Here is a 23,058-nt window from a genome sequence, read left to right as displayed (position 1 = left end):
GAGTACCCGTCATGACCGAGACCACGACCCCGGCCGGGATCCCCTGGGACACCCTCACCGCCGCCGCGACGGAGGCGATGGGGAACGCCTACGTCCCCTACTCGAAGTTCCCCGTCGGAGCGGCGGCACTCCTCGACGACGGCCGGATCATCTCCGGCTGCAACGTGGAGAACGCGTCCTACGGGCTGACCCTGTGCGCCGAATGCGCGCTCGTGAGCGCGCTGGCCATGAGCGGCGGCGGGCGCATCCGGGCCTTCAGCTGCGTGGACGGCGAGGGCAACACCCTCATGCCGTGCGGGCGCTGCCGCCAGCTGCTGTACGAGTTCCGGGCACCCGACATGGTGCTCCTGACCGTCAGCGGCATCCGCACCATGGACGAGGTCCTGCCGGACGCCTTCGGGCCCCAGCACCTCGCCTGAGCACCACCTGCCCGAGCACCACCTTGCCTGGGCACCACATCCCACCCCCGAACAGATCCGAGGATCCTCCATGACCGAAGTCTTCGACGCCGTCGACATCATCCGCATCAAGCGCGACCGCGGCACCCTCTCGCCCGCGCAGATCGACTGGACCATCGACGCCTACACGCGCGGCGCCATCGCCGACGAGCAGATGGCCGCCCTCAACATGGCGATCCTCCTCAACGGCATGGACCGCGCGGAGATCTCCCGCTGGACGGCGGCGATGATCGCCTCGGGCGAGCGCATGGACTTCTCCTCGCTCGGCCGCCCGACGAGCGACAAGCACTCCACCGGCGGCGTGGGGGACAAGATCACCCTGCCGCTCGCGCCCCTGGTCGCCGTGTTCGGCGTCGCCGTGCCGCAGCTCTCCGGCCGGGGCCTCGGCCACACCGGCGGAACCCTGGACAAGCTCGAGTCCATCCCCGGCTGGCAGGCGCGCCTCAGCAACGAGGACATGCTGCGCCAGCTCGCCGAGGTCGGCGCGGTCATCTGCGCGGCCGGTACGGGCCTGGCGCCCGCCGACAAGAAGCTGTACGCGCTCCGCGACGTGACCGGCACCGTCGAGGCCATCCCCCTGATCGCCTCCTCGATCATGAGCAAGAAGATCGCGGAGGGCACCGGCTCGCTCGTCCTCGACGTCAAGGTGGGCAGCGGCGCGTTCATGAAGGACGAGGCCCGTGCCCGCGAGCTGGCCGAGACCATGGTGGCGCTCGGCAAGGACGCCGGCGTGAACACCGTCGCGCTCCTCACCGACATGAGCACCCCGCTCGGGCTGACCGCCGGCAACGCGATCGAGGTCGAGGAGTCCGTCGAGGTCCTCGCGGGCGGGGGCCCGTCCGACGTCGTCGAACTCACCGTCCGCCTCGCCGAGGAGATGCTCGCGTGTGCCGGCGTGCACGACGCCGATCCCGCCGCCGCCCTGAAGGACGGCCGCGCCATGGACGTGTGGAACAGGATGATCGAGGCGCAGGGTGGCGATCCGCGCGCAGCACTGCCGGTCGCGAAGGAGTCCGAGGTCGTGCTCGCCCCGGCCGACGGCGTGCTCGTGGGCCTGGACGCCCTCGCGGTCGGCGTCGCCGCGTGGCGCCTCGGCGCCGGTCGCGCCCGCAAGGAGGACCAGGTGCAGGCGGGCGCCGGCGTGCGGATGCACGCCAAGCCCGGTGCCACGGTGCGTGCGGGGGAGCCGCTGATGACGCTGCTCACCGACACCCCCGAGCGGTTCGAGCGTGCACGCGAGGCGCTGGCGGACGCGGTCGTGATCGCGCCCGAGGGATCGCGCCCGGCGCAGCGGCTCATCATCGACCGCATCGCCTAGGCCCACGCCCGGCAGGGTGAACCCCGGGGGAGGGGCGGCCGGTCTCATCCGTGGGAATGAGGCCGGCCGCCGCATATCTCGCCCGGAAGGCCGACGACCCGGCCCGCGGTGCGCCGGTAGCGTCGGAGCCGGACGCGGGAACGGAGGACGCGGCCCCGGGGGTGTCCGCGGGACCGCGGTCCGTGAGGCGTCAGGTCCCCGACCGGGCCGCCCACCCGGGCGGCCCGAGGCGCGGGGGCGACGGCGACAGGAACCCACGATGGATGCGATCACCACCGCCCTGGACGGCATCAGCGACGGCGTCCTCGCGGCGGCCGGACAGCCCTGGGTGTACCTCCTCGTCCTCGCCTGCTGCCTCGTCGACGGCTTCTTCCCGCCCGTGCCCAGCGAATCCGTGGTCGTCGGCCTGGCGTCCCTGATCATCACGCAGGGTGTGCCCGATCCCTGGCTCCTGATCCTGGCCGCAGCGCTCGGAGCCTTCCTCGGCGACAACATCGCCTTCCTCCTCGGCCGATGGATCGGCACCACGCGCTTCCGGTGGATGCGGCGGCCGCGGATGCAGCGCTCCTTCACGTGGGCGGGCAGGGAGCTCGCCCGGCGCGCGGCCTCGCTCATCCTCGTGGCGCGCTTCATCCCGATCGGCCGGGTCGCGGTGAATCTCACCGCGGGTGCGACCGGCTGTTCCCGCCGCCGCTTCGTGGCCCTCACGGCCCTGTCCGGGGTGGTGTGGGCCGGGTACTCGGTCGGGATCGGCGCCGTCGCGGGCACCTGGTTCCAGCACAACCACCTGCTCGGGGTCGCCGTGGCCGTCGGGATCGCCGTCGTCATCGGTCTGGTGATGGACCGCGTGATCGCGCTCGTCCGTGGCTCCACCCCGCTGCAGGCCCCGCTCGGGGAGCCCGCCGGGGAGTCCGCCGGCGAGCGGCGGGACCAGCCCGAACCGGCCCGCGGGACGAGCCCGCGCTGATGGGCATCGCGTAGGCTGGGCAGCGTGACCCAGACCCAGAACGACGCCGTCCCCGACGCCGCCATCGACATCCGGACCCTCCCCAAGGTCTCCCTCCACGACCACCTCGACGGCGGGCTGCGGCCGGCCACCATCCTGGAGCTCGCCGCCTCGATCGGCCACGAGCTGCCGGCCTCCAACGCAGAGTCGCTCGGTGCCTGGTTCCGCGAATCCGCCGACTCGGGATCCCTCGAGCGGTACCTCGAGACGTTCGACCACACCATCGCCGTCATGCAGACCAGGGACGGGCTCATCCGGGTGGCACGCGAGTTCGTCGAGGACCTCGCGCTCGACGGCGTCGTCTACGGCGAGGTCCGCTGGGCCCCCGAACAGCACACGCAGCAGGGCCTGAGCCTGGACGAGGCCGTCGAGGCCGTGCAGGAGGGGCTCGAGGCGGGCGCCGCCGCGGCGATCGCCGCCGGCCGCGTCATCCAGGTGGGCCAGCTCATCACCGCGATGCGGCACGCCGACCGCGCCCAGGAGATCGCCGAACTCGCCCTCCGCCACCGCGACCGCGGCGCCGTCGGCTTCGACATCGCCGGTGCGGAGAACGGCTTCCCCGCCTCCCGCTTCGCCGACGCCTTCACCTTCCTCGCCTCCGAGCAGTTCCCCGTGACCGTCCACGCCGGCGAGGCAGCGGGCCTGGACAGCATCCGGGACGCGCTCGTCTCCGGCCGCGCGCTGCGCCTCGGCCACGGCGTCCGCATCGCCGAGGACATCGAGATCGAGGAATCCGCGGACGAGCAGGCCGCCGACGGCGAGGAGATCGGCATCGCGAACCTCGGTCCGATCGCGTCGTGGGTCCGGGACCGGGGGATCGCCCTCGAGCTGTGCCCGTCCTCGAACCTGCAGACCGGGGCTATCGAGGCCTTCGGCACCACGATCGACGCCCACCCCTTCGACCTCCTCTACCAGCTGGGCTTCAAGGTCACCGTCAACACCGACAACCGCCTCATGAGCGGGGTCACGCTGACCGGTGAGTTCGAGCTGCTCGTCGACACCTTCGGCTACGACCTCGGCGACCTCCTCGCCCTCACCCTGAACGCCGTCGACGCCGCGTTCCTGCCGCTCGAGGACCGCGAGGCCCTGGCCGAGTACGTCGCACAGCGGTTCGACGCCGCCGCCGGGCTGGCGTCCGCCTGAGCCACCCCGTGCAGCACGCGGCAGCACCACGCGACGCCGTGCCCGGGAACCCGCCGGGCGCGGCGGTGGAGCGCCTCGTGGAGGTGGTCGACCTGCTGCGCCGCCACTGCCCGTGGACGGCCGCCCTGGACCACGCGGCGCTGCTCGAATACCTCGTGGAGGAGACGTACGAGCTCTACGAGGCGGTCGACGACGTCGCGCGCGCCGAGGCGCCGGAGCAGGAACTCCTCGACGAGCTCCGGGGCGAGCTCGGCGACGTCCTGTTCCAGGTGGTCCTCCATGCACAGCTCCGCGCCGAGGCCGGGTCCTTCGGGTTCGCCGCGGTGGCCGAGGGGCTCACCGACAAGCTGGTGCGCCGGAACCCGCACGTGTTCGCGGCGGACGGGAGCCTGCACGCCGCGGACGGGGGGACCGGGACACCGCCGTCGGTCGACGGCATCGTCGCGACGTGGCGGGCCGTGAAGGCGCAGGAGCGGCCGGCCCGCACCTCGCCGTTCGACGGCATCCCGCACCGCCTCCCCGCGCTGGCCCTCGCGGCGAAGACCCTCGGGCGCGCCGGGGACGGGCGCGCAGGGGAGGGCCGGCAGGAGCAGGGGAGCGAGGCCGAGCTCGGGCTGGAGCTGCTCGCCGTGGTCCGCCGGGCGCTCGGTGCGGGCCTCGACCCGGAGCGCGCCCTGCGCCGCGCCGTCCTGGACTACCAGCGGGATGCCCTCGACGGGGCATGAGCCCGGCCGGGCCCGCCCGTCCATGTCACAACCGCGTGACCCACGGCACCGCCGGGACGCACGTGAACTAGGCTGGGAGCAACACCTCCGTTGCTTATGACAAAGACGTCCCAACAAGATGTTGACCCCTACACTCCAACGAAGAGGAGCTATTCCATGGCCATTATCGATGCCATCCACGCGAGGGAGATCCTCGACTCCCGCGGAAACCCCACGGTCGAGGTCGAGGTACTGCTCGACGACGACACCTTCGGCCGCGCGGCCGTCCCCTCCGGCGCGTCCACCGGTGCGTTCGAAGCGAACGAACGCCGTGACGGCGAGAAGGACCGCTACCTCGGGAAGGGCGTCCTGCAGGCCGTCGAAGCCGTGATCGAGCAGATCCAGCCGGCCCTCCTCGGGTTCGACGCCGCCGACCAGCGCGCGATCGACCAGGCGATGATCGACCTGGACGGCACCGAGAACAAGTCCAACCTGGGCGCCAACGCGATGCTCGGCGTCTCCCTCGCCATCGCCCGCGCCGCCGCGGAGTCCTCGACCCTCCCGCTGTACCGCTACCTCGGCGGCCCGAACGCGCACGTACTGCCCGTCCCCCTCATGAACATCCTCAACGGCGGATCCCACGCCGACTCCGACGTCGACATCCAGGAGTTCATGATCGTGCCGCTCGGCGCGCAGACCTACTCCGAGGGGCTCCGCTGGGGCGTCGAGGTGTACCACGAGCTCAAGTCCGTGCTGAAGGAGAAGGGCCTGGCCACGGGCCTCGGCGACGAGGGCGGCTTCGCCCCGAACCTGCCGTCCAACCGCGACGCCCTGGACCTCATCACCACCGCCATCGAGCGCGCCGGCTACACGCCCGGCACCGACATCGCCTTCGCCCTGGACGTCGCCGCGTCCGAGTTCTACAAGGACGGCGCCTACCAGTTCGAGGGCAGGTCCCTCAGCACCCAGGAGATGAGCGCCTACTACGAGGAGCTCGTCCGCGACTACCCGCTCGTCTCCATCGAGGATCCGCTCGACGAGGACGACTGGGAAGGCTGGAAGCACCTCACCGACGTGCTCGGCGACAAGGTGCAGATCGTCGGCGACGACCTCTTCGTCACGAACCCCACGCGCCTCGCCAAGGGCATCTCCACCGGGACGGCGAACTCGCTGCTGGTCAAGGTCAACCAGATCGGCACCCTGACCGAGACGCTCGACGCCATCTCGATGGCCCAGCGTGCCGGCTACACGACGATCACCTCGCACCGTTCCGGCGAGACCGAGGACACCACGATCGCCGACATCTGCGTGGCCACGAATGCCGGCCAGATCAAGACCGGCGCACCCGCCCGGAGCGAGCGGGTCGCGAAGTACAACCAGCTGCTCCGCATCGAGGAGGAGCTCGACGACGCCGCACGCTACGCCGGTCGCAGCGCCTTCCCGCGTTTCACGGCCTAGGTGATCCGCAGTTGATCGAGAGGGCGGCTACCCTCGTTAGACGGGCTCCGTGAGGAACCCGCGCGACCACACGCGACAGCATCGACGAGGAGCTCCATGACCGTCCGCCGCCCTAACGTGCCGCGAGCCGGCCGCCCGACGCCTGCGGCGGAGGAGCGGCCGGCCCCGGCGGCGTCCAAGGGCCAGCCCCCCGCCCACGGCTCCCGGTCCGCCGGGGCACCGGCACAACCCGGATCCGGTGCCGGCGCACGGGGTGCCGGCCATGCTCCGGCGCCGGCCAGGAGCNGGCCAGGGCGGCGGAACGGTCCCAGCTCGCCGGCAGCATCCGGCGCGGGCGGCTCGGCTCCAGGCGGGCGGAGTCGGTGATCGAGCCGGCCGAGGAAGCCACACCCATCCCGGCGAAGGCGTTCTCGGGGCGCCTGCTGGCCCTCGCCGTCGTCCTCGTCGCGGTGATCGTGCTGCTGGCGCCGTCGGTGAGCCGCTACCTGCAGCAGCAGACCGAACTCGACGCCCTCCGCGCGGACATCGCCGCGCAGCAGCAGCAGCAGGCCGACTACACGTCGGAACTCGCGCGCTGGGACGATCCCGCCTTCGTGAAGCAGCAGGCCCGCGAACGGATCTTCCTCGTGATGCCGGGGGAGACCCGCTACCTCGTCAAGGGCGGCGACGGCATCGAGGAGGGCACGGGCGAGGGATCGGCCGCCGAGCCCGCCGACCTGCCCTGGGTGGACTCCCTGTGGAACTCGGTCGCCCGCGCGGCGACGGACTGAGCGACGGCGCCCCGCCCCCGGGGCGAGGCCCCGTCGGATCGGGTGCTGCGGCGGACCGCACGCCCGCCGCGCACCAGGAAAGGAACAGCGTGACCCAGCACCGCCACCACGACGCCCCCGAGGACCGACGGGCGACGGATCCCAGGACCCCCAGCGCACGCGACCTCGACGTCCTCAGCCGCCAGCTGGGGCGTCCCGTCCGCGACGTCGTCGAGATCGGTGCCCGGTGCGTCTGCGGGAACCCGCTCGTCGCCACCACGGCTCCGCGCCTGTCCAACGGCATCCCCTTCCCCACCACCTACTACCTGGCGCACCCCGTCATCACGGCGGCGGTCTCCCGCCTCGAGGCCGACGGCGTGATGACCGCGATGAGCGACAGGCTCACCCGGGACCCCGACCTCGCGGACCGCTACCGGGCGGCGCACCTCGCGTACCTGGCGGCGCGCGACGCCGTCGGGGAGCGCGCCGGCACGGGCCCCGTCCCGGAGATCGACGGCGTCTCCGCCGGCGGGATGCCGACGCGCGTCAAATGCCTCCACGTGCTGGTGGGCCACTCCCTCGCGGCCGGTCCCGGCGTGAATCCGCTCGGTGACGAGGCGATCAGCGCCATCGCCCCCTGGTGGACGCCGGACCGCTGCTCCTGCGACGGAGCGTGGGACACCACGGGCCAGGCACCCCACGCGGACCTGAGCCGACACACCAGGACGCAGGGGCTCAGCCCCGAGGAGCTCGAGGCGAAGCGGGCTGCACGCCGGCGCGGCGCCGCCGGCGCGACCACCACCCCACCCCCGCGAGGAGACGCCATGCGCACCGCTGCCATCGACTGCGGCACCAACTCGATCCGCCTGCTCATCGCCGACATCCAGGACGACGTCCTGACCGACGTCGTGCGCCTCATGCGCGTGGTGCGCCTCGGTGAGGGCGTCGACGCGACCGGGCGCCTGTCCGAGGCCGCCCTCGCGCGCACCTTCGCCGCGACCGAGGAGTACGCGGCGCTGATCGCGCAGCACGGGAACCCGCCGGTGCGCTTCGTGGCGACGTCGGCATCGAGGGACGCCGAGAACCGGCAGGACTTCGTGGACGGCATCCGGGCACGCCTCGGCGTCGAGCCCGAGGTCGTCTCCGGCGACGAGGAGGCGCGGCTGTCCTTCGACGGCGCCGTCAGCGTGCTGGCGACGGACGCCCACGAGACCGTCCTCGTGATCGATCTCGGCGGCGGCAGCACGGAGTTCGTGGCGGGCACGACCGAGGGGCTGGTCGGAGCGCTGAGCACGGACATGGGCTGCGTGCGCTTCACGGAGCGTTTCCTCCGGGACGATCCGCCGTCCGAGGAGCAGATCACGGCGATGGAGGCCGAGGTCCGGCGACTCATCGACCAGGCGGCCGCCCGGGTGCCGCTGGACCGTGTCACGAAGATCGTCGGCGTGGCGGGCAGCATCACCACGGTGACCGCGCACGCACTCGACCTCCCCGCCTACGAGGCCGAGCGCATCCACGGCGCCGAACTGCCCATCCCGGCGATCTCCGGGGCGGCGTCGGACCTCCTCCACAGGCCGCGCGCGGAGCGCGCGGCGCTGCCCTACATGCACCCCGGCCGGGTGGACGTCATCGGCGCCGGCGCCCTGATCTGGCGCACGATCCTGGAGCGCGTGGCGGTCCTGACCGACGGGCGGGTCGCCACCGCCATCACGAGCGAGCACGACATCCTCGACGGCATAGCGTTGAGCGTCGCCCGGCAGGGCTCGTGAGCTGATGCCCACGCCACGCCGCGCGGCCGCCCGGACGGGGACAGCCGTCGTCGTCGCCCTCACCGTCCTGCTGCAGGCGGCCCTGCCGGCCGCCGCCGACCAGGTGCGCGCCAAGGAGTACTGGCTCGAGGACTACGGCATCGCCGAGGCATGGGAGAGCACGCAGGGCGAGGGTGTCACCGTCGCCGTGATCGACAGCGGCGTCGACGCGACGCACCCGGACCTCGCCGGAGCCGTGGTCGGCGGGACGGACGCCTCGGGGGCCGGGGACCCGGGTGGGCTGCGCGGCATCGGTGAGGTCCCGAGCCACGGGACCCTGGTCAGCACGCTCCTGGCGGGCCGAGGACACACCGACGCACCGGCGCCCGCACCTGCGCCAGGGCCCTCCGGCACGAGCAGCGCCACGGCGACACCCTCGGCGGAGACGGCGCCGTTCGCCCGGTACGGGGAAGGTCCGGACGGCATCGTCGGCGTCGCGCCGAAGGCCGACCTGCTCGCGGTGTCCGTCTGGATCGAGGGGCCCAACGGCGGCCCCAACCCGGGCGGCATCTCCGTCGACGAGCAGGTGCCCGACGCCGTCCGCTGGGCCGTGGACAACGGCGCGGACGTCATCAACATGTCCCTCGGCAGCACCAGCACGGCCTGGCCCGAGAGCTGGGACGACGCCTTCCTCCACGCCGAACAGAACGACGTCGTGATCGTCGCCGCGGCCGGCAACCGTGCCGGCGGACTGACGCAGGTCGGCGCCCCCGCCACGATCCCCGGCGTCCTCGCCGTCGCGGGCCTCGACCGGTCGGGCCTGGCCAGCGACGAGGCGTCCAGCGAAGGCATCAGCATCGCGGTCGCGGCTCCCTCCGAGAACCTCGTGGGCGGACTCCCCGGCGGGTTCTACGCCGAGTGGTCCGGGACGTCCGGCGCGGCGCCGCTCGTCGCCGGTGTGGCAGCCCTGATCCGGTCGCGCTACCCGGAGCTCTCGGCCGCGCAGGTCGTCAACCGCATCGTGGGTACGGCGAAGGACGCCGGGGCGCCCGGGTTCGACACCCTGTACGGCTACGGGGTCCTGGACGTGGCAGCAGCCGTGAACAGCGACCTCCAGGTGCCCGAGCAGAACCGGCTGGGCAGCATGGCCCAGTGGATCGAGCTGTACCGGCGGGGCGGCCAGAGCCCGGCGCCGGCACCGGTCCCGCCCGGCGAGCAGGCAGCGGAGGTCATCCCTGCACCGCCCGCCCCGCAGGCGGAGGACCCCCTCGTCTCGGTCCACAACATCCCGGCCGTCGTGGTGCTCGGGTTCGCGAGCCTGGTACTCGCCATGCTCGTGGGAGGCGCCCTGCATGTGGCTCGCGTCCGGCGGCGGGAGGCGGCCGCGGGAGCGCGGACGGGCGACGACGAGCGGCCGGCCGGGGACGACGAGCCGGGCCGCGGAGAGGTCGTGGGGTCCTCGCCGAGCTAGTGAAGATTTTCACAAAGTCCGGTAGCATCGAGGAATGGCATCGAACCCACACTTCTCTGATCGCCCGCGCATCCTCGTCGTCGGCGGCGGCTACGTCGGCCTGTACGTGGCGCACAGGCTCCAGAAAAAGGTCAAGGACCACGGCGGCATCGTGACGCTGGTGGATCCCCTGCCCTACATGACGTACCAGCCGTTCCTCCCCGAGGTCGCGGCCGGGAGCATCGAGCCGCGCCACGCGATCGTGTCCCACCGCAAGCACCTGAAGAAGACGGAGCTCATCTCGGGCAAGGTCACGTCGATCGACCACGCGGGCCGCACCGCGACGATCGCCCCCTCGGGCGGCGGGGAGTCCTTCCAGCTCGGCTACACGGACGTCGTCGTCGCCGCGGGCTCCATCACGCGCACCTTCCCGATCGACGGCCTGAAGGACCAGGGCATCGGCCTGAAGACGATCGAGGAGGCCGTCGCCCTGCGCGACCGCATGCTCGAGCGCATCGAGACCGGCTCCGTCCTCCCCGAGGGCCCCGAGCGTGACCGCGCGCTCACCTTCGTGGTCGTCGGCGGCGGTTTCGCCGGCATCGAGACCATCACGGAGATGGAGGACGCCGCACGCGACGCCGTGAAGGCCAACCCGCGCCTCAGCCGCGACGACCTGCGTTTCGTCCTGGTCGAGGCCATGGGGCGCATCATGCCCGAGGTCACCGCCGAGCAGGCCGAGTGGGTCGTGGAGCACCTCCGCTCACGCCGGATCGAGGTCCTGCTGAACACCTCGCTCTCCAGCGCCGTGGACGGCACCCTGAAGCTCATCAACATGCCGGACAAGACCCCGGCCGACGAGTTCGAGACCGACACCCTCATCTGGACCGCCGGTGTCCAGGCGAACCCCGTGGTCCGCTCCACGGACTTCCCCGTGGACGAGCGCGGCCGCGTCCGTGCCTCCGCGGAACTGCGGATCACCGGCGACGACGGGCCCATCGAGCACGCGTGGACCGCCGGCGACGTCGCCGCCGTCCCCGATCTCACCGGTGGGGGAGTGGGAGGCTTCTGCGTCCCCAACGCCCAGCACGCCGTCCGCCAGGCCAAGCTGCTGGCCGCCAACATCCTCGCCGCGAACTACGGCGTGGACGAGGTCAAGGAGTACCGCCACACCAACCTCGGCGCCGTCGCCGGCTTCGGCCAGTTCAAGGGCGTCGCGAACATCATGGGCTTCGGCATGAAGGGCTTCCCGGCCTGGCTCGCGCACCGCGGCTACCACGGCTTCGCGATGCCCATGTACGAGCGCAAGGCGCGCGTCATCGTGAACTGGAGCATGAGCTTCCTCTTCGGCCGGGACCTCGCCCCGATCTCCGACCTGCAGACCCCCCAGCGCCAGTTCCGCGAAGCGGCCACCCCGCCGCCGAGGAAGGACACCGCCCTGCAGAGCCAGCCGCCCACGCCGGCAGGCACGGCGGCCTCCGCGAAGGCTACCGCCTGAGCATCCCGCAGCACGCGTAAGGAGAACGACGGCGACCCGCAGCGGGTCGCCGTCGTTCTGCGTCTCCCGCCGCATCCGACGCCCGTGGGCCGGGCCGCCTCCGCGGTAGGCTGGAGCGTCCGATCGGCCCCAGTAGCCCAATGGCAGAGGCAGCAGACTTAAAATCTGTTCAGTCAGGGTTCGAGTCCCTGCTGGGGCACCCCTCCCCGCGGCGCGAGGCCACCCGGGACGGCCCGCCGGAGGTCCGCGGAACGATTCGTCGGGACGAGATAGGCAGAATACTGATCAGTGCCGGCTGTCAAGAGGCCGATCGTCCGGCTGTGACGAGCGTTACAAGGATGTAACCCGATTCCCTTATCTCGGACACGAAATTGGATTAGCTTTTCCCATAAGCCAGGAACACCTGGCAACACGTATCAAAGGCAGCAAGAGCCTTTCGGTCGAGGAGACTAATTCATGACTGCAACACGCAACCCCGCGCGTTTCGGCATTGGGGAGAACGGCCCGCGCGCGGCGAAGATCGCCGCCCTGAGCCTGGGCGTCGCGCTCTTCGCCTCCGGCTGCGGCGGCGGAGGGACCACCGGTTCCGAGGGCGACGGTGGCGACAGCGGCAGCACGGAGACCACGGCGGCAGCAGGCGCCTCCACGCTGGCATGCCCCGAGAGCGAGGGTGGGGCCGGCGAGGAGCAGGGCGAGAAGGGTGATCCCGCAGCCGTACCCGCCAGCGAGACCACGAGCCCTGAGCCGTTGAAGCTCGGATCCATCCTGCCGACCACCGGGACGCTCGCGTTCCTCGGCCCGCCGGAGATCGCGGGCGTCAACCTCGCCGTCGAGGAGGTCAACGCGGCAGGCGGTGTGCTGGGCCAGGACATCTCGATCACGCACCGCGATTCCGGTGACACCACCACCGACATCGCGACGCAGTCCGTGACCGACCTGCTGTCCCAGGATGTCAGCGCCATCATCGGTGCCGCGTCCTCGGGTGTCTCGAAGACCGTGATCAACCAGATCACGGGCGCCGGCGTGGTGCAGTTCTCGCCCGCCAACACCTCACCGGAGTTCACCACCTGGGACGACCAGGGACTGTACTTCCGCACCGCTCCCTCGGACGTGCTCCAGGGACGCACGCTCGGCAACTACATCATGGAGTGCGGTGCGCAGACGGTCGGCATGATCACGCTCAACGACTCCTACGGCACCGGCCTGCAGAGCAACATCCAGGAAGTCATCGAAGGCGCAGGCGGCCAGGTCGTCGGCAACGAGATGTTCAACACCGGCGACTCCCAGTTCTCGAGCCAGGTGGACGCCATCGCCGCGGCGAAGCCCGATGCGATCGTCCTGATCAGCTTCGACGAGGCCAAGAGCATCGTCCCGCTGCTGGTCGCCAAGGGCATCGATGCCGGCTCGATCTTCATGGTCGACGGCAACACCACCGACTACAGCAAGGATCTCGACCCGGGCACCCTCGAAGGAGCCCAGGGCACCATCCCCGGCCCCTTCACCGGGACCGGCTTCCAGGAATCGCTCGCCACGATCGATCCGAACCTGGACAGCTTCGCCTACGCGGGCGAGAGCTACGACGCCGTGAACCTCATCGCGCTCGCCTCCGAGGCGGCGGGAAGCGTCGAGGGGACGGCGATCTCCGAGCAGCTGGCGGCAGTGTCGAAGGACGGCACCAAGTGCTTCGACTTCGCGGGCTGCGTCACGCTGCTGCGTGAGGGCGAGGACATCGACTACGACGGCATCTCCGGACCTGTCTCCTTCGACGAGAACGGTGATCCCACCGAGGCCGCCATCGGCATCTACAAGTACGACGCCGACAACAAGCCCCAGCCGAGCCGTTCCGAGGTCGGCAAGCTCTAGGGACTGTCCCTAGCGTCACCCCGACAGGTGACACGACCGACGAGGCCCCGGCCGCCCTTCTCCGGAAGGTGCGACCGGGGCCTTGTGCTGCCCGTGCACGTCCCGGGACGAGGGCGCGGCCTCCGGGGTCAGCCGTCGCCGGGCTCGCGCCGGGAGAGGGCGTAGGAGGGCTCACGGAGGCGGCGGGCCCAGTCGTACGTCGCGGCCCCTGCGAGCGGGTGGAGGACGGCGTCGAAGCGGAGATCCCTCTCCTCCGCCTCCGGGCTCAGGACGAGGGTGAGGGTGCCGAAGTGCTGCCACCGACCCAGGGGCGTCGCGAAGAACAGGCCGAGCTGCCAGGCCGAGGAGCCGAGGGCACGCTCCAGCCCACTCAGTGATGCGGGGAGGCCGGCGGGACCGACCGTGCGCGCACCGAGCAGCACGGGGCCGTCGTCGCCCCGATAGGGCATCATCGTGCTCAACGGGGCACGCGAGACCCCGAGCCGCGGCACGAGGACGAAGCGGCCGGGGAAGGACCAGCCGGTCGAGGACAGCAGGATGTCGGAGAACGTCGAGGGTGCGGGTCCGTTCGCGGGGTGATGGAACCGCGCCGCGAGTCCCACGACGTCCGGCATCCCGTCCCGGGTGCCCACCGAGCGCGAGACGCGCGCCGTCGCGGGGGACCGGCTCGGCCGATCGATCCACGCGATACCGCTCGAGAGGCCGTGCCCGTGGACCACGACCGTCCCGTCGAGCCGCAGCCCGCGCGGGTGGATGGGGCGGTGCCGCCGGACGTGCTTGATGCCGCGGAACACCGCCTCGAAGCCCGCGCCGAGCGTGCCGCTGATCCGTCCCGCCATGAGTCGTCCTTCCCGGGCGCACGCCGTCGTCCTGCCAACGTAGCGGGCCGGACACAGCGATGGGCGGAACCATTGCAGGCTCCGCCCATCCCTTGCGCTTCACGCCTCCTTGAGGTGCGGGCCTCAGGCGGTGTCGGCCAGGGTGCCGAGGTACAGCTGGATGACCTTCGGGTCCTTCATCAGCTCGCGGCCGGTGCCCGTGTAGGCATCCTTGCCCTGGTCCAGCACGTAGGCGCGGTCGCAGATCTGCAGGCAGCGGCGCGCGTTCTGCTCCACCATGATCACCGAGACCCCGGCCCTGTTGATCTCGTGCACGCGGAGGAACGTCTCGTCCTGCTTCACCGGGGAGAGGCCGGCCGACGGCTCGTCCAGCAGCAGCACCGCCGGGTCCATCATCAGGGCCCGGCCCATCGCGACCATCTGGCGCTCGCCGCCGGAGAGCGATCCTGCCCGCTGCGCCCGCCGTTTCGCGAGTTCCGGGAAGAGGCTCGCCACGAAGTCGAAGCGCTCCTTGAAGTCCTTCGGCCTCTGGTACATGCCCATCTGGAGGTTCTCCTCGATGGTCAGGGTGGAGAAGACGTTGTTGTTCTGCGGCACGAAGCCGACGCCCAGGCTGACGAGCTTGTTCGCCTTCAGGCCCGTGAGGTCCTGCCCGCGGACGATGACGGTGCCGGAATGCACCTTCACGAGCCCGAACATCGCCTTCAGGAGCGTCGACTTGCCGGCACCGTTCGGGCCGATGATCCCGATGAGCTCACCGCGGCGGGCCTCGATGCTGCACCCGTTGAGGATGTTCACGCCGGGCAGGTAGCCCGCGACGAGATCCGTGACCTTGACGACGGAGTCGCCCTCGAATTCAGCCATTACTTCGTCTCCTCATCCTTGGGCGCGGGGGCCGCCGCGTTCGGCTCGCCTCCGAGCTCGACGACCCCGCGGCCGAGGATCCCCTCGTCCTCGGTGCCGATGACCGACTCCTGGTCGTGGGCCAGCTCCGCCTCGAGGCGCTCGATGCCCTCCGAATCGCCGAGGTCCACGTCGTGGTGGGCGCCCAGGTAGGCGTCGATCACGGCCTGGTCCTTCATGACGATGGCGGGCGGACCCTCCGCGACCACCTTGCCCTCGGCCATGACCACGACCCAGTCGGCGATGTGGCGGACCATCTGCATGTCGTGCTCGACGAACAGGACGGTCATGCCGTCCGCCTTCAGGTTCTTGATGTGTTCCAGCAGCGACTGTGTGAGCGCAGGATTGACGCCTGCCATCGGCTCGTCGAGCATCACGAGCCGCGGCCGGACCATGAGCGCCCGTGCCATCTCCAGGAGCTTGCGCTGCCCGCCGGAGAGCGACGCCGCGTAGTCGTCGCGTTTGGTGTCGAGCTTGAACTTCTCCAGCAACACCTCGGCCTGCTTCGTGATGTCGCGTTCACGGCCACCCCACATGCCCTTGAACAGGGCCCGCGCGAGGCTCTCACCGGGCTGGTCCGCGGCACCCAGACGCATGTTCTCCATGACCGTGAGCTTGCCCATGACCTTGGTGAGCTGGAACGTGCGCACCATGCCCATCCGGGCCACCTTGTGCGAGGCGACCTTGGCGAGCGGCTTGCCGTCGAACTCCCAGTCACCGCTGTTCGGTGTGTCGAACCCGGTGAGCAGGTTGAACAGGGTCGTCTTACCGGCGCCGTTGGGGCCGATCAGGGCGGTGATCTTGTGCCGGGGGATCTCGAGGTGCTCGACGTCGACGGCGTTGATGCCGCCGAAGCTGCGGGTCACCTTCCGGGCGACGACGATGGGGTCGCGCTTGCTGCACCCCGGCTTCGCCTCCCCGGTGGCGATGGGCTCGGAGTCCGTCATGTAGTCCTGGCCCGGCGGGGCGGCGCCGGCAGCGGAGCCGCCTTCCGCGGCGCCCGCCGCGGCATGCGCGCCGGACGCGACCGGAGCGGCGTCGCCGGAGGCGACCTCCGGCCCGTTCCCGCTGTCGTGACTGTTGTCGTGAGTGTTCCCACTGTGGTTGCCGGTCATGCGAACGCCAGCTCCTTCTTGTTGCCCAGGACGCCTTGCGGCCTGAAGATCATGAGCAGCATCAGGGCCACACCCACGAGGATGTAGCGCAGCTGACCCGCCTGGGAATTGTCGAGGAACGTGATGGCGCCGATCTCGATCAGGCCGTACAGGATCCCCTGCGTCAGCGAGAGCACCACCCAGAAGATCATCGCCCCGATGACCGGTCCGAGGACCGTGGCCATGCCGCCGAGGAGGAGGCACGTGTAGAGGAAGAACGTCAGTTCCGTCGCGTAGTTCGCGGGCTGGACGGCGCCGCGCGGCAGGGTGAAGATGATGCCCGCGATCGATCCGAGGACACCGCCGATGATCAGGGCCTGCATCTTGTAGGCGTACACGTTCTTGCCGAGCGAGCGCACGGCGTTCTCGTCCTCGCGGATGCCCTTCAGCACGCGGCCCCAGGGGCTGCGCATGAGGAGCCAGACGAGGAGGCACGCGATGGCGACGATGGTCCAGGCGACCAGGCGGATCCACAGGTCGCGCTCGTTCATCCCGAGCGGGCCGATACTGTAGCCGCCCTCGCGGGCAGGGAACGGGTTGAGCCCGAAGAACCCGCCTTCGAACGCCGCGAGCCCGTTGGCCGAGCCCGTGACCTCCGTGAGCCCGTTGGTGGTCACGATGTAGCGGACGATCTCCGCGGCCGCGATGGTCACGATCGCCAGGTAGTCCGCCCGCAGGCGGAGGGTCGGTATGCCGAGGATGATCGCGAAGATCACGGAGGCCACGACGGCCACCAGGACGGCCACCGGGAGGGGTGCGCCGAAGCTGAGGGTCGCGATGGCGTAGCCGTAGGCGCCGATGGCCATGAAGCCCGCCTGCCCGAAGTTCAGGAGGCCCGAGTAGCCGAAGTGCACCGCGAGACCGAGGGCCGCGAGGGCGTACGCCGCCGTGGTGGGGCTGATCATCTCGCCGAAGGCGTTGATGAGGATGTTTCCGAAGTCCATGAAGAGCCCCTAACCTATGCGCTCACGGCGGCCGAGGATGCCCTGTGGCCGGACGAGGAGCACGAGAATCAGAATGAGCAGCGCCCCGACGTACTTGAGGTCCGCTTCCAGCCAGATCGTGGAGATCTCCACGAACAGGCCGACGATGATGGAACCGACGAGGGCGCCGAAGACCGTGCCCAGACCACCGAGCGTGACCCCGGCGAAGATCAGCAGCAGGATCTGCTGGCCCATGTTGTAGGAGACGCCGGGACGATAGTAGGCCCACAGGATCCCGCCGAGGGCGGCGAGCATGCCGCCGATGACCCAGACGATCCTGATGACGCGGTCCACGTCGATGCCCGACGCCGCGGCGAGGGCGGGGTTGTCGGCGACCGCGCGGGTGGCCTTGCCGATGCGCGTGCGCAGGAGCAGGAAGGCGACCAGCAGGATGACCACGAGGCTCACGATCAGCGAGATCAGGTTGTTGCGGGAGATGGACACCGAACCGAGGTCGATGATCTCGCTCTGCGACCCCGGCAGCTGCTGGGTGGCTCCGCCGAAGAAGAACTGGATGGTGTAGCGCAGCGCGAGCGCGAGGCCGATGCTCACGATCATCATGGGGACGAGGCCCGTCCCGCGGCGCCGGAGGGGTTTCCAGAGACCGGCGTCCTGCACGTAGCCGAGCAGGCCGCCACCGATGACCGCGAGGACGATCGCGACGCCGATCGGCAGCCCGGCGGCCGAGAAGGCGAAGGCGAGGACCGCGCCGATGGTCACCATCTCGCCGTGGGCGAAGTTGGTGAGGCCCGTGGTGCCGAAGATCAGGGAGAGTCCGACGGCGCTCAGTGCCAGGAGGAGGCCGAAGCTGAACCCTGCCAGCGCGCGCTCGGCGAGGGTGTCCATGAAGGAGGCCTGCTGCGACACGATGCCCTCGCCGAACAGGAAGAGGGTGGTGGCGCTCGAGGTGTTGGCGAAGGTCACCTCACGGGGGTTCTCCTGGCCCTCCGCGAGGGCGACCCCCTCCGGCAGCGTCTCCTCGTCGACCTCCACCTCGTAGGTGCCCTGCTCGGGCACGCCGATGCTCCAGGCACCGTTGGGGCCGGAGGTGGCTTCGCCTTCGAAGCCGTTGCCCGTGGCGGTGACCGTCACACCGGCGATGGGTCCGTCGACACCGCGGAGGACGCCGCCGATCCGATTGTCGAACTGCTGGGCCTGGATGGTGGCGGCGGCCTGCGTCTGATGCACCGCCGGGACGGACGACTGCTGGGACGCCTGCGCCGCGGGGGCGCCGAGCAGCACGATCATCAGGAGGCCGAGCACCAGGAGCAGCGACCTCCTGATCCGTGCAGGCGTGGACATGGTGATCAAGATGGGAACCTCCACGGTGGGGGCAAGCCCGGCGGCGGACCGCCGGGATCAGTAGGTGTGACGAGTGTCACGGACGTGGGGATCACTTTACTAGGGGCATGTTTCACCTCTTCGCAAAAGCATCCGGCGAAGGTAGCAATTCGGTAACGAAAGTTTTACCAAGGCTCCTTGGTATTGAAATTCCGGCCGGGTGTGACCACGGTCGCTGCAGGGAACAAACCCCGGGCCGAACCGTTGCACTTGATAGGGTTCGTACGACACTCAGCCCCCTATTGGAGGACTACAGAAAATGGCACTTGGCGGTAATCCGGTATTCAACGGGAAGACCTTCCGTTCCGCTACCCGGGGCGGCAACCAGGCGGCGGGGGTCGGCACCACGATGTACGCCGGCCAGACCATGGCGAACCAGCAGCAGCTGGAGCACATGTACAACCAGCCGTCCGCCGGACCCGCGCAGACGGGGCGCATGACCTTCGACGACGTGATCGTGAAGACGCTGCTCTGCATCGGCGTCGTGCTCGTCGGCGCGGCGATCCCCGCCTTCGTCCTGCCGGGCCTCGCACTGCCCCTCATGGTCATCGGTGCCCTCGGCGGCTTCGTGCTCGGCCTCGTCAACGCGTTCCGGCGTGAGCCGTCGCCGGCGCTGATCCTCGCCTACGCGGCGCTGGAGGGTCTGTTCGTCGGTGGTATCACCATGTTCCTGGAGGCCATGTACCCGGGCATCGCGGTCCAGGCCGTCCTCGGTACGCTCGTGGTCTTCGGCGTCACGCTGGCGCTGTTCAGGAGCGGCAAGGTGCGTGCGACACCCAAGGCGATGAAGTTCTTCATGATCGCGATCATCAGCTACGCGGCGTTCTCGCTGGTGAACCTGGGGCTCATGCTCTTCGGCGTGACCGAGGGCGCGTTCGGCCTCCGCAGCAGCGGGATCCCGGGCACGGAGGGCATGTTCGGCTTCGAACAGGGCATCCCGTTCGGCCTCGTCATCGGCCTCTTCGCCATCTGCCTCGCGGCCTTCTCCCTGATCATCGACTTCACCTCGATCAGCGAGGGCGTCCGCAACGGCGCACCCCAGAAGTACTCGTGGACCGCGGCCTTCGGCCTGACCGTCACGCTGATCTGGCTGTACGTCGAGATCCTGCGCCTGCTCGCCATCCTTCGCGGCAGCGACTAGCAGCACCGGGGCGCACTCCGGCGCCCTGCCCGGTCACGCAGAAGAGACCCGCAACCTCCCGGTTGCGGGTCTCTTTCGCGTCGTGCCGCTCCTGCGCTCGCCGGCGGCCGCTGCCGACCTCAGGCGACGCGCGCCGCGCCCGCCCCGGGCAGGACGCCGAAGATGACCGGAGCCCGGAAGCCCGCGGACGAGAACGCCTCCTCCACGGCGGTGCGGATGGCGGGGACGTCGTCGACGCGTGCGAGGGCGATCGCGGCGCCGCCGAACCCGCCGCCGGTCATCCGGGCGCCGAGCGCCCCGGCGTCCAGTGCTGCGTCCACCGCGGTGTCGAGTTCGGGGCAGGAGATCTCGAAGTCGTCGCGCATCGAGGCATGGCTGGCCACGAGGAGGGAGCCCAGATCGGCGGGGCCCTTCCGGGTGAGGACGTCCACGGCGTCCTCGACCCGCGCGTTCTCGGTGACGATGTGGCGGACGCGCCGGAACGTCTCCTCGTCGAGGACACCCGCCGCCTCGGCGAGGTCCTTGACCGAGAGGTCCCGCAGCGCGGGGACCCCCATGAGCTCCGCACCGAGTTCGCAGGAGCGACGGCGGGCCGCGTAGCCCCCCGTGGAGTGCGAGTGGCTGACGCGGGTGTCGATGACCACGAGTTCGAGCCCCGCACCCTCGAGGTCGAGGGGTACCAGCCGGGACTCCCCGGACCGGCAGTCGAGGAAGACGGCATGCCCCACCTCGCCGAACAGCGACGCGGACTGGTCCATGATGCCGGTCGGCGCCCCGACCATGCGGTTCTCGGCGAACTGCCCGATCGCGGCCAGTTCCCGCCGGGACGCGCCGGCCTCCGAGAGATCGTTCGCGGCGACGGCGACGGCGCACTCGAGCGCGGCGGAGGAGGAGAGCCCGGCGCCGACGGGGACCGACGAGTCCACCAGGATGTCCATGCCGGGGCAGCGGTAGCCGGACTGCTCCATGGCCCACAGCACGCCGAGGGGATACGCCGCCCAGCCCTCCACGCCACCTTCCTCGAGGGTGTCGAGATCCGCGGTCACAGGGGCCTCGTCCGCGGCGAAGGTCGAGGCGACCCGCACCATCCGGTCCGGGCGCACCGCCACGGCGACCGTCGTCGAGTGCCTGATCGCGAAGGGCAGGACGAAGCCGTCGTTGTAGTCGGTGTGCTCGCCGATGACGTTGACGCGACCGGGGGCGGCCCACAGGCCGTCCGGTTCGCGGCCGAAGCGGTCGGTGAAGGCGGCCGCGAGCTCGTGGGGGGTGGTGTTCATGCCTGGTCCTTCCGGGCTGTGGCGGGAGAGGCGCTGCGGAGGGCCTCCGCCACCTTCTCCGGGGTGGTGTCGTTGATGAAGGCGCCCATGGCCGCCTCGGAACCCGCCAGGAACTTCAGCTTGTCGGCGGCACGGCGCGGGGAGGTGAGCTGGAGGTGGAGGTAGCTCGCCGGCCGCAGTGCGGCGTCGACGGGCGCCTGCTGCCACGCCGCGATGTACGGCGTGGGCGTGGGGTAGAGGGCGTCGAGCCGGCCGAGGAGCTCGAGGTAGACCGTCGTGAGCTCGTCGCGCTCCTCGCCCGTGAGGCCCGCGATGTCCGCGACCTGCCGGTGGGGGACCAGATGGACCTCGATCGGCCAGCGGGCGGCGAAGGGCACGAAGGCGCTGAAGTGCTCGCCCTCGATGACCATGCGCTCGCCGGACTGCCGTTCGGCGGCGAGGGCGTGCCCCATGAGCGTCTGCCGTCCGCCGGAGGCCTCGAAGAACCCGGCGGCCTTCGCGGCGAGGGTCGCGGCGCGGGGCGGGATGAACGGGTAGGCGTAGATCTGACCGTGCGGGTGCAGGAGCGTCACGCCGATGTCCGCTCCGCGGTTCTCGAAGCAGAAGACCTGCTTGATGCCGGGCATCGCGGACAGCGCCTCGGTGCGCTGGGCCCAGGCGTCGACCACGGTCCGCGCGCGCTCCGGCGGCAGGGACCCGAAGGAGCCCTCGTGGGCGGAGTCGAACGCGACGACCTCGCACCGGCCGTACGCCGTCGACGTCGTACCCCAGGCGGGGTCGGCCGGCAGGTCGCCGAGGTCGGGGCCGAAGGAGGAGAAGCGGTTCTCGAACACCACGACCTCGTAGTCGGAGGCCGGGATCTCCGAGAGGTTCGACGGCGTCGTCGGGCACAGCGGGCACTGGTCCGCGGGCGGCAGGTGGGTCCGTGACTGGCGGTGGGCGGCCACCGCGATCCACTCGCCGGTCAGGGCGTCGTACCGGGCGGTCCCTGCCGGTCCACGCGCGGGCAGCTCGCGCGCGTCACGCACGGCGTCCACGTCGCGGTGTCGTGCGGCACTGGACTCGTGCGCGTCGAAGTAGATCAGCTCGCGCCCGTCGGACAGGCGGGTGGGGGTGATGAGGGTCATGGGCGCTCCAGGTGGGGGTCGGTGACGGGGTCGCAGAGGATACGGGTGTGTGCGGCGTAGTCGGCGCCGGGGTGTCGGTCGGTGACGAGGATGGCCGCGGCGTCGAGCGCCGCGACACGGGCGAGGCTCACGACGCCGATCTTGGTGGCGTCCGCGAGTACGACGAGCCGGCCGCAGGTGCGGGCGAACGCCTGGTTGGTGTCCGCCTCGGCGAGGTTGGGCGTGGTGATGCCCGCGGCGGCGTCCACGCCGTGGGCGCCCATGAAGCACAGGTCCGCCCGGAGGGAGGAGATGGTGGCGGTCGCGAGCGGGCCCACGAGGGCCTTCGACGGGGTGAGCTCGCCGCCGGAGAGCAGCACCCGGGGGGTGCCGTCGGAGAGCGCGGCGGCGCTCAGCCTGAACAGCTCGTCCGCGAGGGGGAGCGAGTTGGTGATCACCGTCAGCCCCTGGATCCGGCCGAGGAGGGGGGCGAGGGCGAAGGTGGTGGTGCCGCCCGTCACGGAGACCGTCATGCCGGGGGCCAGGAGGGACACCGCCGTGGCCGCGATCTGCTGCTTCGCCGCGCCGCCCCGTGTCCGGTTCGCGTCGAAGCCGGCCTCGACCGAGCTGAGGCTGCCCGGGCGCACGGCTCCTCCGTGGACGCGGACCAGCGCCCCGCGGGCCTCCAGGGTGTCGATGTCCCGGCGGACCGTCATCTCCGAGACGCCGAGCGCGATCGCCAGTCCGCTCACCCGCACGGCCGGCTGCCCGGAGAGGCGCTCGAGGATCGCCGCATGGCGCTCTGCTGCAAGCATGACCCTCCTGCCGGGGACGAGACGGAAATCGAACGAGTCCGCACTGAAACGAACAAAACCTATCATAGGGGTCCCTGCCACTCCGCCGCAGGAAGAGTTCGCGCACG

General features: G+C 71.0%; 20 protein-coding genes and 1 tRNA gene. 13 read left to right on the top strand and 8 right to left on the bottom strand.

Annotation, left to right across the window (positions count from 1 at the left end; genetic code table 11):
- The first annotated feature begins 11 nt into the window (after window positions 1-11).
- The 12 genes from RY94_RS08375 (at window position 12) to RY94_RS08320 (ending at window position 13,392) form a co-directional block, all read left to right on the top strand.
- The gene (locus RY94_RS08375) at window positions 12-419 is read left to right on the top strand and encodes a cytidine deaminase (protein WP_043444094.1); all 408 of its coding nucleotides are present in this window, start codon (window positions 12-14) and stop codon (window positions 417-419) included.
- 70 nt (window positions 420-489) lie between these two features.
- On the top strand, window positions 490-1,776 hold the full coding sequence (locus RY94_RS08370) for a thymidine phosphorylase (RefSeq protein ID WP_043444092.1): 1,287 nt from the start codon (window positions 490-492) through the stop codon (window positions 1,774-1,776).
- Between the two features lie 280 nt (window positions 1,777-2,056).
- Window positions 2,057-2,743: a DedA family protein gene (locus RY94_RS08365; protein WP_156135125.1), complete on the top strand. Its 687-nt coding sequence runs from the start codon at window positions 2,057-2,059 to the stop codon at window positions 2,741-2,743.
- A 24-nt stretch (window positions 2,744-2,767) separates the two neighbouring features.
- Entirely contained in the window at window positions 2,768-3,925 is a 1,158-nt protein-coding gene (locus tag RY94_RS08360; RefSeq protein ID WP_043444090.1) for an adenosine deaminase, read from the top strand.
- An 8-nt stretch (window positions 3,926-3,933) separates the two neighbouring features.
- Entirely contained in the window at window positions 3,934-4,650 is a 717-nt protein-coding gene (locus RY94_RS08355; RefSeq protein WP_231554469.1) for a MazG nucleotide pyrophosphohydrolase domain-containing protein, read from the top strand.
- 156 nt (window positions 4,651-4,806) lie between these two features.
- Window positions 4,807-6,087: a phosphopyruvate hydratase gene (gene eno / locus RY94_RS08350; RefSeq protein WP_043444088.1), complete on the top strand. Its 1,281-nt coding sequence runs from the start codon at window positions 4,807-4,809 to the stop codon at window positions 6,085-6,087.
- A gap of 362 nt (window positions 6,088-6,449) precedes the next feature.
- Complete coding sequence (locus tag RY94_RS16810) at window positions 6,450-6,857, top strand: FtsB family cell division protein (protein WP_231554468.1); 408 nt, start codon at window positions 6,450-6,452, stop codon at window positions 6,855-6,857.
- Between the two features lie 89 nt (window positions 6,858-6,946).
- Window positions 6,947-8,605 carry a DUF501 domain-containing protein gene (locus RY94_RS18625; protein WP_082046184.1) on the top strand — a complete coding sequence of 553 codons (1,659 nt, stop codon included), beginning with the start codon at window positions 6,947-6,949 and terminating at the stop codon, window positions 8,603-8,605.
- 4 nt (window positions 8,606-8,609) lie between these two features.
- Window positions 8,610-10,055, top strand: a complete 1,446-nt coding sequence (locus RY94_RS08335; RefSeq protein ID WP_052274148.1) for a S8 family serine peptidase — start codon at window positions 8,610-8,612, stop codon at window positions 10,053-10,055.
- Between the two features lie 34 nt (window positions 10,056-10,089).
- The gene (locus RY94_RS08330) at window positions 10,090-11,529 is read left to right on the top strand and encodes an NAD(P)/FAD-dependent oxidoreductase (protein WP_043444086.1); all 1,440 of its coding nucleotides are present in this window, start codon (window positions 10,090-10,092) and stop codon (window positions 11,527-11,529) included.
- Window positions 11,530-11,655: 126 nt separating this feature from the next.
- Window positions 11,656-11,728: transfer RNA gene (locus RY94_RS08325), tRNA-Leu, on the top strand.
- Between the two features lie 257 nt (window positions 11,729-11,985).
- A complete protein-coding gene (locus tag RY94_RS08320) occupies window positions 11,986-13,392 on the top strand; it encodes an ABC transporter substrate-binding protein (RefSeq protein ID WP_052274147.1) in 1,407 nt (468 codons plus the stop codon).
- 128 nt (window positions 13,393-13,520) lie between these two features.
- On the opposite strand, the gene RY94_RS08315 is transcribed toward RY94_RS08320, so the two are convergent.
- The 5 genes from RY94_RS08315 to RY94_RS08295 all read right to left on the bottom strand — a co-directional run bounded on the left by RY94_RS08315 (window position 13,521) and on the right by RY94_RS08295 (window position 18,573).
- Window positions 13,521-14,231, bottom strand: coding sequence for a hypothetical protein (locus RY94_RS08315; protein WP_043444084.1), 711 nt, complete (start codon window positions 14,229-14,231; stop codon window positions 13,521-13,523).
- A 123-nt stretch (window positions 14,232-14,354) separates the two neighbouring features.
- Entirely contained in the window at window positions 14,355-15,095 is a 741-nt protein-coding gene (locus RY94_RS08310; RefSeq protein ID WP_043444082.1) for an ABC transporter ATP-binding protein, read from the bottom strand.
- Window positions 15,095-16,081, bottom strand: coding sequence for an ABC transporter ATP-binding protein (locus tag RY94_RS08305; protein ID WP_052274228.1), 987 nt, complete (start codon window positions 16,079-16,081; stop codon window positions 15,095-15,097). The genes RY94_RS08310 and RY94_RS08305 overlap by 1 nt, the downstream gene beginning before the upstream one ends.
- Window positions 16,082-16,245: 164 nt before the next feature.
- On the bottom strand, window positions 16,246-17,232 hold the full coding sequence (locus RY94_RS08300) for a branched-chain amino acid ABC transporter permease (protein ID WP_043444080.1): 987 nt from the start codon (window positions 17,230-17,232) through the stop codon (window positions 16,246-16,248).
- A 9-nt stretch (window positions 17,233-17,241) separates the two neighbouring features.
- Window positions 17,242-18,573: a branched-chain amino acid ABC transporter permease gene (locus RY94_RS08295; RefSeq protein ID WP_082046243.1), complete on the bottom strand. Its 1,332-nt coding sequence runs from the start codon at window positions 18,571-18,573 to the stop codon at window positions 17,242-17,244.
- Between the two features lie 298 nt (window positions 18,574-18,871).
- On the opposite strand from RY94_RS08295, the gene RY94_RS08290 reads away from it, so the two are divergent.
- Entirely contained in the window at window positions 18,872-19,753 is an 882-nt protein-coding gene (locus tag RY94_RS08290; RefSeq protein WP_043444078.1) for a Bax inhibitor-1/YccA family protein, read from the top strand.
- 119 nt (window positions 19,754-19,872) lie between these two features.
- Here RY94_RS08290 and galK read toward each other — a convergent pair whose 3' ends face one another.
- From galK to RY94_RS08275, 3 genes are read right to left on the bottom strand one after another with little or no spacing between them, the layout of a single operon-like run.
- Window positions 19,873-21,030, bottom strand: coding sequence for a galactokinase (gene galK, locus RY94_RS08285; protein WP_043444076.1), 1,158 nt, complete (start codon window positions 21,028-21,030; stop codon window positions 19,873-19,875).
- Entirely contained in the window at window positions 21,027-22,157 is a 1,131-nt protein-coding gene (gene galT / locus RY94_RS08280; protein WP_043444074.1) for a galactose-1-phosphate uridylyltransferase, read from the bottom strand. The genes galK and galT overlap by 4 nt, the downstream gene beginning before the upstream one ends.
- Window positions 22,154-22,951, bottom strand: a complete 798-nt coding sequence (locus RY94_RS08275; RefSeq protein WP_043444072.1) for a DeoR/GlpR family DNA-binding transcription regulator — start codon at window positions 22,949-22,951, stop codon at window positions 22,154-22,156. The genes galT and RY94_RS08275 overlap by 4 nt, the downstream gene beginning before the upstream one ends.
- Between the last annotated feature and the right edge of the window lie 107 nt (window positions 22,952-23,058).

The organism is Arthrobacter sp. L77 (assembly GCF_000816565.1).
In the GTDB taxonomy this organism is placed as follows: domain Bacteria; phylum Actinomycetota; class Actinomycetes; order Actinomycetales; family Micrococcaceae; genus Arthrobacter_D; species Arthrobacter_D antioxidans.
The sequence above is the reverse complement of the archived record's forward strand: the minus strand, read 5'-3'. Positions and strand labels throughout refer to the sequence as shown.

What these genes read in the sequence shown, in the direction of transcription:
- RY94_RS08375 (WP_043444094.1), top strand. Translation starts at nt 12, where the DNA reads ATGACCGAGACCACGACCCCGGCCGGGATCCCCTGGGACACCCTCACC.
- RY94_RS08370 (WP_043444092.1), top strand. Translation starts at nt 490, where the DNA reads ATGACCGAAGTCTTCGACGCCGTCGACATCATCCGCATCAAGCGCGAC.
- eno (WP_043444088.1), top strand. Translation starts at nt 4,807, where the DNA reads ATGGCCATTATCGATGCCATCCACGCGAGGGAGATCCTCGACTCCCGC.
- RY94_RS08335 (WP_052274148.1), top strand. Translation starts at nt 8,610, where the DNA reads ATGCCCACGCCACGCCGCGCGGCCGCCCGGACGGGGACAGCCGTCGTC.
- RY94_RS08330 (WP_043444086.1), top strand. Translation starts at nt 10,090, where the DNA reads ATGGCATCGAACCCACACTTCTCTGATCGCCCGCGCATCCTCGTCGTC.
- RY94_RS08320 (WP_052274147.1), top strand. Translation starts at nt 11,986, where the DNA reads ATGACTGCAACACGCAACCCCGCGCGTTTCGGCATTGGGGAGAACGGC.
- RY94_RS08315 (WP_043444084.1), bottom strand. Translation starts at nt 14,231, where the DNA reads ATGGCGGGACGGATCAGCGGCACGCTCGGCGCGGGCTTCGAGGCGGTG.
- RY94_RS08310 (WP_043444082.1), bottom strand. Translation starts at nt 15,095, where the DNA reads ATGGCTGAATTCGAGGGCGACTCCGTCGTCAAGGTCACGGATCTCGTC.
- RY94_RS08305 (WP_052274228.1), bottom strand. Translation starts at nt 16,081, where the DNA reads ATGACGGACTCCGAGCCCATCGCCACCGGGGAGGCGAAGCCGGGGTGC.
- RY94_RS08300 (WP_043444080.1), bottom strand. Translation starts at nt 17,232, where the DNA reads ATGGACTTCGGAAACATCCTCATCAACGCCTTCGGCGAGATGATCAGC.
- RY94_RS08295 (WP_082046243.1), bottom strand. Translation starts at nt 18,573, where the DNA reads ATGTCCACGCCTGCACGGATCAGGAGGTCGCTGCTCCTGGTGCTCGGC.
- RY94_RS08290 (WP_043444078.1), top strand. Translation starts at nt 18,872, where the DNA reads ATGGCACTTGGCGGTAATCCGGTATTCAACGGGAAGACCTTCCGTTCC.
- galK (WP_043444076.1), bottom strand. Translation starts at nt 21,030, where the DNA reads ATGAACACCACCCCCCACGAGCTCGCGGCCGCCTTCACCGACCGCTTC.
- galT (WP_043444074.1), bottom strand. Translation starts at nt 22,157, where the DNA reads ATGACCCTCATCACCCCCACCCGCCTGTCCGACGGGCGCGAGCTGATC.
- RY94_RS08275 (WP_043444072.1), bottom strand. Translation starts at nt 22,951, where the DNA reads ATGCTTGCAGCAGAGCGCCATGCGGCGATCCTCGAGCGCCTCTCCGGG.